This window comes from Paenibacillus sp. FSL R7-0189, assembly GCF_037969925.1.
Lineage (GTDB): Bacteria > Bacillota > Bacilli > Paenibacillales > Paenibacillaceae > Paenibacillus_AQ > Paenibacillus_AQ odorifer.
Genome location: NZ_CP150223.1, coordinates 1,126,344 through 1,141,037, shown reverse-complemented (window position 1 = coordinate 1,141,037; position 14,694 = coordinate 1,126,344). Strand labels below are relative to the sequence as shown.

Here is a 14,694-nt window from a genome sequence, read left to right as displayed (position 1 = left end):
ATATTGTTTTTGGCTACCTGCTTCAGCGGATTTTCATATCCGTTGATACACGCTGATCCTTACGGACCCAGATGACGCTATTCGCGTTTTTTTAGCGATTAGAGCACAGTTTCGGACTCCAGTGCAGCTATTCATCAGAAAAAGGCATATCTATGGTGCTTTTTGAGCCAATAGCGACGATGGAGTCCGATAGCATCGTAAAAGTGGCATATTTTTGCGTATAAGGTCATCTGAGTCCGATAGCTGCTGCGTCTGTGTAAATATGATCTAATCGCTCGAAGTTTGATGTTCATCACCATCAAATAGCCTCATGCACTCAAATATGATCTAATCGCTCGAAGTTTGATGTTCATTACCGTCAAATAGCTTCATGCACACAAATATGATCTAATCGCTCGTAGTTTGATAATCCTCACTGCCAAGTAATCAGCATTTCTGAGCCTGAGTTAGCTTGAGGACCCAGATGACGCTATTCATATGTTTTTAGCGATTGGAGCACAGTTCGGACCCCAGTGCAGCTATTCGTTAGAAATAGGTTCATATTGGGTGTTTTTTAAGACAATAGCGACGATGGAGTCCGATAGCTAACAACAAGTTGGATTATGAGACGATCTATGGGGAATTACCAAAGACGTCCCACCTCTGCTTAAATATGTGTCAGACCCTGGTGGGGCCTCCTCTGTAAAAGTGGGGGCAAAAATTATAATCAGTACAGCTTTTTTTCGGGAAATATGCTTTAAGCATGGAGTCTCAAGTGCGCTTCAGGAATTTCCCCCTGCACCGGAAGCCACACCAAAAAAACCGGCAGAGGATTCTGCCGGGTAATACAGGATAGATTAAGAATTTAAATATTAGCAGGTTTAAGCTTTCTCGCTTCTTGCAGATGAAAAGACAAGTATAATCCTAATCCGGCAAGAGCCGTCAACGTCCAGAATGCAATGTGGACCCCTTTGAGCATATCCAATGGAAAGGATAAGGAACTGGCACTCGCAGTAGAAGTCATTATCGTTACAAGCAAGGCGCCTCCTATTGAACCGCTGAGCGAGCGCAGCGTGATTGTCATTGGAGAAGCATGTGCAACCATGGTGTTGGGGATACTTGCCATGGCATAGGCCGTAATTGGAGCCATAACTGCCCCTACTCCAAACATAAGCAGGGCATACATTATAACCAGTAGATTAAAGGACGTCTCTGTTGATAACGTGAGGGCAAGAGCCACTGCCATGATCAGAATGAGCAGAAATCCTCCCTGGGTTACGCGGCTAACCCCAAACCGGTCATATAGTCTGCCTGAGATCAGACCGGAGACACCAATCAGCAGTGCACCTGGCAACAACATAAGCCCGGACTCCCTTGGTGTTAAGCCTCTTATCGTCTGTGCATACAGAGGAAGAAGGAGTTCAACTCCCACCATCACCGCAAATAAGATCACCCCCACAATAGAAGAACTGGTAAAGGAGCGGTGCCGAAACAGCTTGAAATCGAGCAAAGGTGCCGTGAGCTTGAGCTGTCTTTTAATAAACAGCGCCACGATCAGGAATCCGGCCAGAAGGATGATCCCTGCGACAACAGGATTTCCCTTTTCTTCCCCGACAATGCTAAAACCATATAATATACCAGCGAATCCGAGTGAAGAGTAGATAATGGACCTGGTGTCGAGCTTGGTCTGATGAGTCTCTCCCACGTTCCGCAGCGTGAAATGCGCTAAGAATAAATTGGCGGCTGCGAGCGGAGCCACAGCATAAAACAACAGTCTCCATGAATGATTCTGAACCACGAACCCAGACAGAGTAGGCCCAAGTGCAGGAGCCAACCCCAGAACCAAACCGACTACTCCCATCGCTGCACCGATTTTCTCCTTCGGGAAGACTCTGAGTATCGTCGTCTGAAACAGAGGGAACAGCAGACCCGCACCGATGCCTTGAACCAAACGCCCCGTCAGGACTAGGGGGAAACTCCAGGCGATCCCGGCAATCAGTGTTCCTGCTGTGAACGCTCCGACAGAGGCCATGAACAAGGCCCTCGTAGTAAACTTTCCGATCAAAAATCCAGCAACAGGAACAGTTATACCTATCATCAGGTAGTACACCGTAATCAGCCACTGCGCTTGATTCTCATGAATGGCAAGATCCTGCATGACACGCGGCAACGCCGTATTTAACATCGTTTGCATTAATTGGGCTAGAAAATTGGCAACCACCAGAGAGGCTACAATAATGCTGGGTTTATTAGTCAAGCTGTCTTCACCGCTTTCAGAGGTATTATTGGGATGCAACGAGCTGCTGCAAGGCATGTATGGATAACATCCCCACCTCTTGTTGCCGTAGTTGTCCATCCTTGAATATGAGTGTGGCCGGTATACTCATCACGTGGTATTTTCCAGTCGTCTCTGGGTTGTCATCCACATTGACCTTCACTACAGTTATTGTAGCATCCGACTCCCGCTCAAACTCTTCCAGCACAGGTGCAAACATCCGGCACGGTCCGCACCAGGGCGCCCAGAAGTTGACTACAGTTATTCCTTTCGATTGAATGAGTTGTGCAAAAGTAGCATCTTCCGCATGGAGAACTGCCATTATGAATCATCCTTTCAAGATTAATAAAATATATTATAGATCCATTATATCTATAATTAGGATAAATAATAGACTTAGTGTATCCACAATATATCTAAATCAGTATTTTGTCAAACCGATTTTCACTTACTCCTGTGCTTGTACATATAAAACAAAAAGATCCGTTAATTGCGCTTGAAGCAGTTGATAGATCTATGATTGTAAATGATGCGGTCGAGAGGACTCGAACCTCCACGATATTGCTGCCACACGAACCTGAATCGGGCATGTAATTCGGTCACTAGCGGGTTGTAAAATCCTTGTATAATCAAGGGTTTTTGCGGTTTTTCTGTTTTTCTCAAGCACAACAAGGGGATGCCGGGTTCACCCAAAACGCAGTCAATTTTGTAAGTTTGAAAGAACTCAGAGAGAACTCAGAGAGAACTAGACAAGAAACAGCTGTGTTAAGGTCATCTGAGTCCGATAGCGGCGTTACTTAATCAATCAGAGTTCGGAGTTGGGATAAAGGGGGAAGGAACAACAAACAACAAATAAGGGATGCTTCAGCAGCCATATGATGGCTTTTGAGGCATCCCTTCTCCGTATCTCAGCCGTCATAAACGGCAGCTGGAAGTCCAAATATACACCGCAGCTGCGTCGGACTCCTAACTCTAAAACCTTCAAGTTGAATTTATATTATTGTGCCGCGCTAGAAGACGAATAAGAAGCAGAGCCAGTTACAGGTTGAGCGACAGCTTTGTATCCATCTGGCAGATAAGTGGCAACAGATGCTTTTGTGATCACCTGCGCGTACATTTTCCCTGGTTCAGGAGCAGTCACGTTAAAGTAAATCACAGCCGTATTGTCTTTACCAAATTCGATTCGCTCAATCACCAGCCCATACCCGGGGTTAGGCAGATTATTAACGGTAAGTGTGGCTTTATTTACGCCTTCACCCGCTTTGGTCAACGTAACCTCTGTTTCGTAGGTGGGAGTAGTGGGACTGCCATTAGATACAATTACACGTTTAGCAAAAGCGGCTGCATCATAGATGAGAGCGGCAGCTTCAGAGCGGGTAATAGCATCATTTGGCCGGAAATTACCGTTCTTATCGAGTGTGGCAATATTTGTATTCAGCAGGATCTGGAGACTATTTATAACCTCCGTAGAGAGTTTATCGCCATCCTTAATGTCTACATACATCAGCGTAACAGGGAAGTTACCTTTACTTTGCAGCGCTTGCGTCAATAAGTGAGCGAACTGAGCACGGGTGATGGTTCCGTTAGGATCCACTGTCCGGTCGAGTGAAAGACCATTTTGCTTGGCAGTCAGGAAAGCCGAAGCATACCAGGCTTTGTCGTTCACTTTATCGAAATAATCACTGGCTTTGGAAGAATTACTACCTACCGCTGGTTGCGGAGTAAGATTCAGACCCCCAACGATGAATTGTATCCCTTGCGCAAAGCTTACCTTAGATTTAGGGGCAAACTTATCTTTGTCTACTCCGTTTATAATCCCCTCTTTATGCAAAGAGTTGATTTTTGCTTCCGCAGGATCACCTTTCAAATCTGAAAAAGCAAAAGCGGATGCCCCAAAAGACACACTCGCTGCCAAAATGCCGCAGGCTATAGTCATTTTTTTAGCATTATTTATGAATAATGGTTTTTTCATTTGCGTCACCTCCATACTCTTAGATGGTAGATTAGACCAAAATGTTGCATAGATTTTAAAATATTATAACGATTCGAGTAAAAACTTATCCGCGCAGGAGTGACTCGGCACCATCTACATAAATCTCAGTTCCCGTAACATGAAAAGATTCATCCGATGCGAGAAATAATACCAGATTGGCAACCTGCTCAGGCTTACCCGGTGCATTTTCCAGCGGATGATTACCTTCCGGAAATTTCACAGGAATCTTCACTTCTTGAAGATCATCGCTTTTATACGTATTATCTCCAATTTGTGTATCGATTGATCCAGGACAGATGGCATTTACTCGGATGCCGTATTGCGCCAGCTCTAGTGCAGCCATTTTCATAAAAGCAACTTGTCCTGCCTTGGAAGATGAGTAAGCGGAAGCGCCAATGTTCGAGAATACTCGGTTGCCGTTAATGGAGCTGGTGATAATGATGCTGCCGCCATTTTCTTTCATATGGGGGATGGCATATTTTACTGTGGCAAAGGTGCTGCGTAGGTTGGTATCCAGTGTCTGGTCCCAATCTTCGATTTCTAGTGTTTCGATTGGAGACCATGTACCATTAATGCCAGCATTGGCAAAAACAATATCAATCTTCTCGGCCACCTCCCCAACCTTACGAATACTTTCTTCGACCAGACCTGGATTGGAGACATCGCATTCAATTACTGTTGCTGTACCGCCAATAGATTCAATCTCACGTTTAGTTTCATAGGAATCCTCGGGAGTGCGGTCAAGCATATATACCTTAGCTCCGTGTTGGGCAAACCTTATGGCTGTAGCTTTTCCAATACCGGAACCAGCACCTGTAACCACTGCAACTTTATCCTGCAAACGTTTATCTGTCATGATGAATTTCCTCCTCGGCGTTAGATTTCTTATTAGTAATTACATACCCGGCATAGCTGAATCTAACCAATTGAACTGGAGGGTGGAACAACGTGGGTGGATATATTACTATGGAATATAAGGATGTAAATAATATAAATTCAGATAAATCTAGCTCATGATAGGGGAACTATAGATGATTCAGCAGCAGGGAGCAGAACGGATTAATGTGGGGATATTTGCCCATGTGGACGCCGGGAAGACGACAACAACGGAGCATATTTTGTATGAAAGCGGTCGCATTCGCGCGCTTGGTAGCGTAGACACTGGGACGGCATTGACGGATTCAATGGATGTGGAGCGGCAGCGGGGGATATCCGTACGGGCGGCATTGGCTTCTTTTGCTTGGAAAGGTGTGCATATTAATCTGGTCGATACCCCGGGGCACGTCGATTTTCTGTCCGAAGTTGAGCGGTCTTTGCGGGTGATGGATTGTGCGGTGCTTATTCTTTCAGCCGTGGAGGGTGTGCAGGCCCAAAGTGAGATGATCTGGAACGCGCTGCGGAAGCTGGGAATCCCCACGCTTATTTTTGTGAACAAAATGGATCGCGTAGGCGCTAACCCTGAAGCTGTGCTGGCAGAAGCGCGAAATTATTTGTCTAGTGATATCATTCCAGTTCAGCAACCCATCGGCAAAGAGAAGGGGTACATAGGAGCAAGAGATTTATGGGAGAACGAAGCTGATGCTAGCGCACGAACAGAATTATTAGAGGCGTTAGCGGAACGGGACGAAGAGCTGTTGGAGAAGTATATGTCAGGTAGCACTATTGATTTGGCTGAATGGAAAAAATATATGAAAAAAGCCGCCTCATCAGGCCGCTTTTTTCCGATGGTTTATGGCGTCGCCGCCAAGGGGCTTGGGGTTACTGCCTTACTGGATGCGATGGTTGAGTATTTTCCGCGCGCTGGTGGGAATGTGGAGGGGGCGGTGTCAGGCATCGTATACAATATTCAGCGTGATAAAAGTATGGGACGGATGGCGTTTGTCCGCCTTTATGAAGGGACGATCCGTAACCGCGATACGCTGATGAATTATACGCAGGATATTCAGGGGAAAGTGACCCAGATCCGCAAGGTCGAAGGTGGTCGGACCGAGGATGTCGGAGCGCTTGAAGCCGGAGATATTGCTGTTATCTATGGCCTTTCAGGGGTGCGCATCGGAGATGTGCTCGGCCATCCGGGGGCCATTCCGGAGGAGGCGAAGCTGGCTGTGCCGCTGCTAACGGTGCGTGTATTCTGGGAACCAGATGTGGATGACCATAAGGTTATCGGAGCGCTGCAGGAACTGGCGGATGAAGATCCGCTTTTGGATGCGCAGTGGCTGCAGGATGAGCGGGAGCTGCATATCAAAGTAATGGGACCGATTCAGCTGGAGATTCTGAACAGTGTTCTGGAGGAGCGATATGCGCTGAAGGTTACTTTCGGTCAGCCTTCTGTCATATATAAAGAAACGCCAGCCCGTGCCGGGGAGGGTTTTATCGCTTACACGATGCCGAAACCGTGCTGGGCGATTCTGCGCTTTCAGATTGAGCCGGGATCTCCGGGCAGTGGTTTAGTCTACGATTCGGTAGTGCGGAGTTCCGACCTGCTGCCGCAATATCAGAGCGAAACCGCACGCCGAGTACCAGAAGCCTTACAACAGGGTTTGTATGGCTGGGAGGTTACCGATCTTAAAGTGACCTTGATCGAGGGACAACATCATGTATGGCATACCCATCCGCTGGATTTTGCTGTGGCGACTCCGATGGGAATTATGGACGGACTCGCTCGGGTAGGCACTAAGCTTTTGGAGCCGATTCTGCAGGTTCGCATCGTGGTTCCTGAGGAGAATGGCGGACGGGTGATGAACGACCTTGTGCAGATGCGTGGCACGTTCGAGCCTCCCGTGCTGCAAGGCGAACGGATGATCATCGAAGGACGTCTGCCGTTGGCAACGTCGCTCGATTATCCCGTCAGCTTAAGCTCCTACACGAAGGGGCGCAGCACGTTTACTTCTTTTTTTGCCGGCTATGAAGAATGTCCACCAGACGTATCCGCTGAGCGTACCCGCCGGGGCGTGAATCCACTTGATCAGGCAAAATATATATTAAGCGTGCGAAAGGCACTGCAAGGTTAAATTGAGCTAGAGTACTAAATGGGCTGACGGGGAATAAAAAACTAGAGAGTGTGCGAGGATGTTGGTACTAAGATATACTCAGAAAACTATTAGAAGATATGAAAGTAGCTCCAGTAGAAGTAGAAGTAGAAGTAGAAGTAGAAGTAGAAGTAGAAGTAGAAGTAGAAGTAGAAGTAGAAGACATCTCCTCGTTTTTTAGTTGGCATGTGAATATTATACAGCTCAGAAAAACATATCAATTCGGTAGCCAAAAGTGATTTCAATAGTTTGTTTGAGAGGAATAAGTGGTTGAACACTAGTCAATGTTGGACTAGCTGAAGCTTTTATCGGAAATCTAAGGGGGAATTAAATTGATGATTAGAGAAGCAACAGCTAGTGATATAGACGGGATCGCTTTTGTCCACGCTACGAGTTGGAAAACCACATACAGAGGGCTAATATCAGATGAGTTTCTCGATAAAATTACAGTGGAAGCTAGAAGGAAGCTCTGGATTCGGAATTTTGAAACGCCCAATAAAGACGAGGTTATGTATGTGGCTGAAGATGAGGCTGGGACTGGGACGATTATTGGTTTTGCAAATGGAGGAGCGCGAAGAGGGCCAGATCTCTCAGATCTCTATGATGCGGAGCTATATGCACTCTATTTGCTTAAGGAACAGCAAGGAAAGGGTCTTGGAAGGCAACTCATAAGAAGCGTAGCACAGAATTTATTGGAGGAAAAATATAGCTCGTTCATGACTTGGGTGGTAACAGGAAATCCCGCGATTCATTTCTACCACAAAGTGGGTGGGCAATCTGTTGCGACAAAAGAAGTGAAGATTGGGAATGAGGTTGTCGAAGAGATCATGATCGGGTGGAGGGATATTGGTGTTGTTGGGGGTTAAGAGCCAAGGGGAGCGATGTACAGAAGCTTTTAACTGTATTTTGTACAACTATAATCCTGCGAATAACCCGTCAAAAAATATAACTGTATTTCGTACACCTATTTTCGTGATTTATTACTCTATGGGCACATTTTCTAGTTTTTAAGTGTACAGAATACAATTAAAGTCTTGATGATCCCATTTGGATGCGGAATAAGTGTATGAAATGCAGCTATTTCATGAGTTCATAAAGCTCCGTGCACAAAACTATCTAGAGAAGGCCAGGTTTTTTTCACTAAAAAATAGGATGAGTTAAAGGTTGTGAGAAAGTGAGTGATAAACAAGCACGGCTATTTCGTATGGAGCAACTGAAAAAAAGAGTGAAAATAGAGAACCCATCAGGTTCTCTGTACAGTGAGTGTATCGAAGCTTTAGGTCCCAACACAAGAATATATAGTTTAGAAAAGTCGTCCGAGATTGTAGCTATGATGGAGAGTATAGTTAATTTCACACAGTGGGCGCGGATTGACTGGGAATCTATTGATCAAAAGAAATCCTTTAAGACACCGGAAGAACTGAAAGACATAGAGTCTATTTTATTGCGTGATAACTATTTTATTGTGTGGAATGAGTTCAATCTTCCGGTAGTGGAGACTAATTTAAAAAATATTATAAACAATTTCAATGATGTTATTGCTGTTGGATTTGATACATGGATTGTAAATTTGGATAAAGGAATTATTATTGAAAGTCATCACGAGGGGGATTTAACAGTGGGTTGGATCTCGCCTCCTCCATTACCAGCTTAACCGTAGGCTCTAATGGATGCATAGAGAGTAAAAAATGTACGTAATTCACACTGCGCTAATAACCTCAAGTTTATCCTTCATACACATAACAAGCTTATATTAAGTATAAGAGTTTTAATATGATCTATTAGCCTATAGACTTTATTCCCCCTCAGACTCAGCCTTCTTCCGCGCCCGGAAACGCCGCACCTTCATAAGGTTGCCACAGGCTTTGTCATCGCAGTACCGCTTGGAGCGGTTGCGTGTATCATCGTAATAGACCCAGAGGCAATCGGGATTCTCGCAGATACGGAATCTTGTGGGTTCTTTTTCAAGTAATGCCTCGGCAAAAGACGCTGCAATCTCCGCCATTACCTGCTCCCAGCCACTATGGAGTGGCAATAGCTTTATTTCCGCTTGCTCGTCGCTTTTCCACACAATTCGCCGTATAACAGGACCCTTGTCCATATAGACATTGAGCTGTTCCAGTATTTCTCCATACACCGAGTTTCCTTGCACAATGGCCTGTACCCAGTTCCATAGTAGTGAGCGAAGCTTTTTAAGCTGCGCCATTTCTATCGTGTTCGGCATCTGTGTTTCTAATAGAGCATACTCCTTCAGCCATTTAAAAACCCACTCTTCTTCATCGAGTCTGTCCCGGTCTTTATTCTTATCTCCTGTTCGCCAATCCCGCCAGTAACTGTTAATGAAATCCTCCCACAACACGGTCTGTTCATCCTTTCCGATTCAACGCTCATTACAAATCATTGTAACAGTTAAAAATAAGTTTAGCTAGTTACTTGAATACAATCTGGAAATATGCTACATTTCTTTTGTAACCACTATATTATGGTTTAAGTCGTTACATATTAGTTCGCTTTGAAGTAGTTCTTTTTGAAGCTACACCATGAAGTTTATGTTTACACAAATTTTTAGGAGGTTGAACATGCAAAATAAAATCAGTGAGGTCTTGCTCCAAAATTGGGATTATTGCATGGATATCGAGGATTGGGCTCCGCCGCTTAGCGATGCGCTGGAAGGTGTGGATAGCAAACAGGCTCTCTGGAAGCCAGAGGGTGGGGCGGCCAATTCTATCTGGGAAACGGTTAACCATCTAACTTATTATAAGGTGCGTTTGCTGCGAAAGCTAAAAGGGTTGCCCAAACAACCCGATGCTGAAAGCAACGATGATACCTTTACTGTAACAGCTGAAGGAGAAGAAGCATGGGCGAAAGCCGTTGCAGACCTGAAAGACGTGCATGCTGCTCTTAGAGAAATCATTGAAGCGCTGGAAGAAGGCGCGTATGATTGGGGCGGTTCGGGTCATGCGCCAGGGGAAGAGGTAATGAGCCTTATCCTACACGATTCGTACCATACTGGACAAATTATTATGCTGCGTAAATTGCAGGGTTCGTGGGTGTCCAACCGTAGTTTTAATTAGAACCTCCATATTTAAAAATACAAGCCGTACACTGCTATTCCGGTATACCCGGGTCAGCGGAGGTACGGCTTTTTTTTGTGCAACTCTGGGAGGCACGAGTATATATTCTATATTGTTTTTTTGGTTGATTTGGATAAATTAAAACGCGATATGGATATGGGCTCAGAAACTAATCACTGATATCATATAATCCAAAGGCTGAATTAACAAATAACTAGAGCTGTAGATGATTCCTGAAGATTCAAGGGTCATCTTTTTTGATGAGGAATCAAGTCTATCAGGCGGAAGGGAGTGTAAAGATTGACGAGGTTTGGACAGTTAAACACATTGCGTAATCAAATTTTCCTGGGTTTCATGTTTGTCATGGTCATCGTACTCGCCACGGTTGGTTTTTTTATGTACGGGCAAGTTTCGGTTCTATTACGCAATAGTGCGGAGAAGCACATTGAACAGACTGCAGTTCAGGCAACGGGCAAATTGGATGTACTGATCCGGCAGATTAACACGTTGACGGCGCAAGTGGCAACCAACGCCTCCATTCAGCGATTGCTCGCTCAAGAGGCCGAAGGAAAGCCGATCAGCTTCGCCGAACGTCAAACCATCCAGCAGGAAGTACGTAAATATGAGGCGTATGCGACAGGGATTCGTTCCATTGAGCTGTATGCAGGTGATTATCAGAAATTACTTTCTGTTGATGACGCCAGCCTGAACAATCGAGTATCAGAAGAATGGATCAGCCGGGTAGACGAGGGCAAAGGACGTCTCGTATGGTTTGGACTTGACCCGCGGAATTCGGATATCGTCATCGCGATTCGTAATATTAGACTGATTGATCATTCATTCACGAAAGCTGGCTATATTATGGTTCAAATTGAGAAAAGTTACTTCCAGCTTACGGATGAGGTGGACAGCTCACAGGCGGAAACGCGTGAATTAATGAGATTATTTGATGAAGCGGGACGGCAAATTTCTTCCGATTTTTCCGTAAATGTCAATGCGAATAAGATACTGGATCATGGAGGAGAAAAGGTTGAGGTTGGCGGAGAAGACTACATTGTGATTCAGAAGCAGTCCAAGGCAACAGGTTGGAGGCTAGTAATCCTCACTCCAGTTGACTATACGACAGAGGGGATATCTGTCCTTCGTACAGCGATCATCGTATCCGGTGTTGTTGGCAGTTTATTGTTTCTCATTTTTACTTTTATTTTATCCACGATGATTACACGTCCTATACTGAATTTGATAAAAGTGATGCGCGGTTCGCGATTTGGAACCTTGAAACCGATTTCAGTCACTTCTACCACCATGGAGATCAATGAACTCAATAATACTTATAACCAGATGGTTCACTCTCTGAATGAACTAATTGAAGTCGTCTATCAGAAGGAGATCGTCCAGAGTCGCACAGAATTAAAGGCACTTCAGGCTCAAATCAATCCGCATTTCTTATTTAACACATTAGAAGCATTCTATTGGGCCCTCGATGAAAAGGGTGAGGAGGAATTAGCTCAAATTGTGGTTGATATGTCGGGGCTTTTTCGTTATGTCATTAATCGAACTGATGATGATGAATGGGTGACTATCGGCGATGAGCTCGACCATGCCGAAAGATATTTGAAGATTATGGAGATGCGTATGCTCGACAGGTTATCCTGGCGGATTGAGTCAGATGAAGCTTGCCGAAGTGTCCCGCTACCGAAGCTGTTAATCCAGCCTCTTGTCGAAAATGCGATTCTTCATGGTGTAGAGCAAAGGGTTGGACCGGGGACAGTCATGCTAATTGTCAGACCCTCAAGTCGTCCGGGATATACATTGGTTACGGTAACTGACGATGGTCCAGGGATGGATGCAGCAAAGATATCGTCTATCTATCACACCATGGAGAAGGGGAGCATGAGGTCTTCCAAAGGGACTGGGATTGGTATTGCTAATATAGAGCGGAGACTGAAACTCAGTTACGTAGACAATACGGACGGGCTTGAAATACGAAGTGAAGAAGGTTATGGAACTAGCATTTCTTTTGAAATACCGAATGAACCTGGAGAGGGGAAAAACACGTGAAAACTATACTCATCGTAGATGATGAACCTAGAACAAGAGAAGGGGTTCGTAAAACATTAGAAGCCTGGTCATCCGGTCAATATCGCATCGAAACCGCAGCAAGCGGTGTTGAAGCACTGGCATGGCTGCAAAATAACGAAGTTAATCTGCTTATTACCGATGTGCGCATGCCTGAGATTGGAGGGCTAGAATTAGTTGAAAAGCTGAACGAAATGCCTCATCCTCCAGTGGTTATTGTGATCTCCGGCCATCCTGAATTTGACTATGCACAGAAAGCCTTGCAGTTTGGTGTGGTTGAATATTTACTGAAGCCACTCGACAAAACGAAGCTGGTCCGAGCAGTGGAACTGGCATTGAAACGCAAGGAGGATATTTATCGAATCGAACGAATGGAGAAGCTGATCGATCCCAAGCTTATGGAAACGGTACAGCAGGAGAAAGTGTATAGCACTCAAGTGCGTGAGGCACTCCAATACTTAGACGAACATCTTCACGAATCGATATCCATGCGTGATATAGCGGATCAATTACACATGAATGCCAGCTATTTCAGCGTCCTTTTCAAAGAGCAGACGGGACTGACTTACAGTGAATATGTAACGAGAAGGAGAGTACAACGAGCCAAAGAACTACTGGTGAGCACACGGCTGTCCATTGCTGAAATCGCGGAACAAGTAGGCTATCAGACGGCCAAATATTTTGTGAAGGTATTTCGTGCACTCGAAAATGTTAGTCCAGGGCAATACCGGCAGAACGTCATGACCACGGAGGAAAGAATCCAATAATAGTGGTATTAGTCCCAATCCTTATGACCTTACGACATCATGGGATCCAAGCTACAATTTAGTTAAGCGGTTACAAGGCCGCTAGACAACAATAGAAAAGGGGTTGTAAGCGTGCGCAATAAAAAATGGACAATATTGTTCTTAACGATGTGCCTCGTTCTTGTCACAGCTGGTTGTGGTCAAAAAGATAACAATGCAGGTGAATCTAAAGGTAGTGCAAATGGGGGAAGCGACAAAGTCACCGTTAACTTCATGCATTTATGGCCAGAAGGTGTTTCTGCCGGACAAAATAAAATTGTTAATCAAATTATTAAAGAATATCAAACAGAGCATCCCAATGTTGTGATCAAGCAAGAGGTTCTGGACAACGAGCAATACAAAAATAAGCTGAAGGTATTGTCTGCTTCTAACGAATTGCCAGACGTTGGGGTAACTTGGGCCGCTGGCTTTTTGCAGCCTTACGTTGAAGGAAATCTCTTCGCTCCTGTAGATGACTTGTTGAATGGTGAATTAAAAGACAAGTTCGTCGCAGGAACTACAGAAGCTTATGCTATTAACGATAAAACGTATGCGCTTCCACTTGAGTTTAACATCGCACCTATCTACTACAATAAAGCTATTTTTGAAAAATATAATCTTGAGGTCCCACAAACCTACGATCAGTTTAAGCAAGTTGTAAAAACACTATCTGAAGGGGGCATTGCACCGATTGCTCTCGGCAATAAGGATCGCTGGACAGGATCGCTTTGGTATATGTATCTGGCTGATCGGATCGCAGGCCAACAGGCACTTGCAGGTGCGATCAGTGGATCAGGCTCATTTATGGATGAAGGATTAGTAAAGGCGGCTTCTGAGGTTCAATCACTTGTTGACAGCAATGCATTTGTTAAGGGTTTCAACGGTTTATCAAATGAAGAGGCAAAATCAGAGTTCGTAAATGGCAAGGCAGCAATGTACATGATGGGATCATGGGATCTGCCAAACTTCACAACGAATGAAGAAATTCCACTGGAATTCCGTAATAGCGTTGGTTTCTTCAAATTCCCGACAGTGGAAGGCGGGAAGGGAGACATTAACAGCTGGGTAGGTGGACCAGGTGTAGGATTATTTGTTGCTGAGAACTCTGAGGTAAAAGAAGAAGCAAAATTATTCGTCGAGTATTTCGTGTCCAAATGGGGAGAGCAATCCGTAACTGGAGCAGGCGTTATTCCAGCTACGAAGGTGGACACCGCCACACTGGACCTACCACAGCTATACATCGATTTGTTTAACGAAATGAACAAAGCTAGCAGCATCACTTTATTCGCAGATGTTCAAATGCGTGCCAATGCAGCAGAAACGCATCTGAATATGATCCAGGCTCTTTTTGGCAAAGCGGTAACGCCGGAGAAGTATTCCGAGGAGCATGACGCAGCCATCTCCAAAGGCAACTAAAGCTTCGACAACTAGGTGAAGGGGACAATTAGCTTATCCGGCAGCATGATGCCGGATAAGCCTT

Annotated in this window: 12 protein-coding genes; 7 read left to right on the top strand and 5 right to left on the bottom strand. The window is 45.0% G+C overall.

Features of this window, described 5'->3' with window-relative positions; all coding sequences use genetic code 11:
• Positions 1 to 844: 844 nt before the first annotated feature.
• The 4 genes from MKY63_RS04900 to MKY63_RS04885 form a co-directional block, all read right to left on the bottom strand.
• Positions 845 to 2,293: a DHA2 family efflux MFS transporter permease subunit gene (locus MKY63_RS04900; protein WP_339811783.1), complete on the bottom strand. Its 1,449-nt coding sequence runs from the start codon at positions 2,291 to 2,293 to the stop codon at positions 845 to 847.
• Positions 2,262 to 2,576, bottom strand: coding sequence for a thioredoxin (gene trxA / locus MKY63_RS04895; protein WP_076142441.1), 315 nt, complete (start codon positions 2,574 to 2,576; stop codon positions 2,262 to 2,264). The genes MKY63_RS04900 and trxA overlap by 32 nt, the downstream gene beginning before the upstream one ends.
• Before the next feature lie 675 nt (positions 2,577 to 3,251).
• Positions 3,252 to 4,226: an S-layer homology domain-containing protein gene (locus tag MKY63_RS04890; protein WP_339811781.1), complete on the bottom strand. Its 975-nt coding sequence runs from the start codon at positions 4,224 to 4,226 to the stop codon at positions 3,252 to 3,254.
• An 85-nt stretch (positions 4,227 to 4,311) separates the two neighbouring features.
• Positions 4,312 to 5,103: an SDR family NAD(P)-dependent oxidoreductase gene (locus tag MKY63_RS04885; protein ID WP_339811778.1), complete on the bottom strand. Its 792-nt coding sequence runs from the start codon at positions 5,101 to 5,103 to the stop codon at positions 4,312 to 4,314.
• 175 nt (positions 5,104 to 5,278) lie between these two features.
• Here MKY63_RS04885 and MKY63_RS04880 point away from each other — a divergent pair, with 175 nt between their 5' ends.
• From MKY63_RS04880 to MKY63_RS04870, 3 genes are all read left to right on the top strand, one after another.
• A complete protein-coding gene (locus MKY63_RS04880) occupies positions 5,279 to 7,258 on the top strand; it encodes a translation factor GTPase family protein (RefSeq protein ID WP_339811775.1) in 1,980 nt (659 codons plus the stop codon).
• A gap of 353 nt (positions 7,259 to 7,611) precedes the next feature.
• The gene (locus MKY63_RS04875) at positions 7,612 to 8,142 is read left to right on the top strand and encodes a GNAT family N-acetyltransferase (protein ID WP_339811772.1); all 531 of its coding nucleotides are present in this window, start codon (positions 7,612 to 7,614) and stop codon (positions 8,140 to 8,142) included.
• 308 nt (positions 8,143 to 8,450) lie between these two features.
• Positions 8,451 to 8,930 carry a hypothetical protein gene (locus tag MKY63_RS04870; RefSeq protein WP_076145467.1) on the top strand — a complete coding sequence of 160 codons (480 nt, stop codon included), beginning with the start codon at positions 8,451 to 8,453 and terminating at the stop codon, positions 8,928 to 8,930.
• 141 nt (positions 8,931 to 9,071) lie between these two features.
• Here MKY63_RS04870 and MKY63_RS04865 read toward each other — a convergent pair whose 3' ends face one another.
• Positions 9,072 to 9,635, bottom strand: a complete 564-nt coding sequence (locus MKY63_RS04865) for a CGNR zinc finger domain-containing protein (protein ID WP_038569066.1) — start codon at positions 9,633 to 9,635, stop codon at positions 9,072 to 9,074.
• 220 nt (positions 9,636 to 9,855) lie between these two features.
• Between MKY63_RS04865 and MKY63_RS04860 the strand changes: the two genes are divergently transcribed.
• The 4 genes from MKY63_RS04860 (at position 9,856) to MKY63_RS04845 (ending at position 14,630) form a co-directional block, all read left to right on the top strand.
• The gene (locus tag MKY63_RS04860; protein WP_036686798.1) at positions 9,856 to 10,350 is read left to right on the top strand and encodes a DinB family protein; all 495 of its coding nucleotides are present in this window, start codon (positions 9,856 to 9,858) and stop codon (positions 10,348 to 10,350) included.
• Between the two features lie 300 nt (positions 10,351 to 10,650).
• Entirely contained in the window at positions 10,651 to 12,411 is a 1,761-nt protein-coding gene (locus tag MKY63_RS04855) for a sensor histidine kinase (RefSeq protein ID WP_038569068.1), read from the top strand.
• A complete protein-coding gene (locus MKY63_RS04850; protein ID WP_339811766.1) occupies positions 12,408 to 13,196 on the top strand; it encodes a response regulator in 789 nt (262 codons plus the stop codon). Before MKY63_RS04855 ends, MKY63_RS04850 begins: the two co-directional genes overlap by 4 nt.
• Before the next feature lie 111 nt (positions 13,197 to 13,307).
• Entirely contained in the window at positions 13,308 to 14,630 is a 1,323-nt protein-coding gene (locus tag MKY63_RS04845) for an extracellular solute-binding protein (protein ID WP_076100035.1), read from the top strand.
• The last annotated feature ends 64 nt before the right edge of the window (positions 14,631 to 14,694 follow it).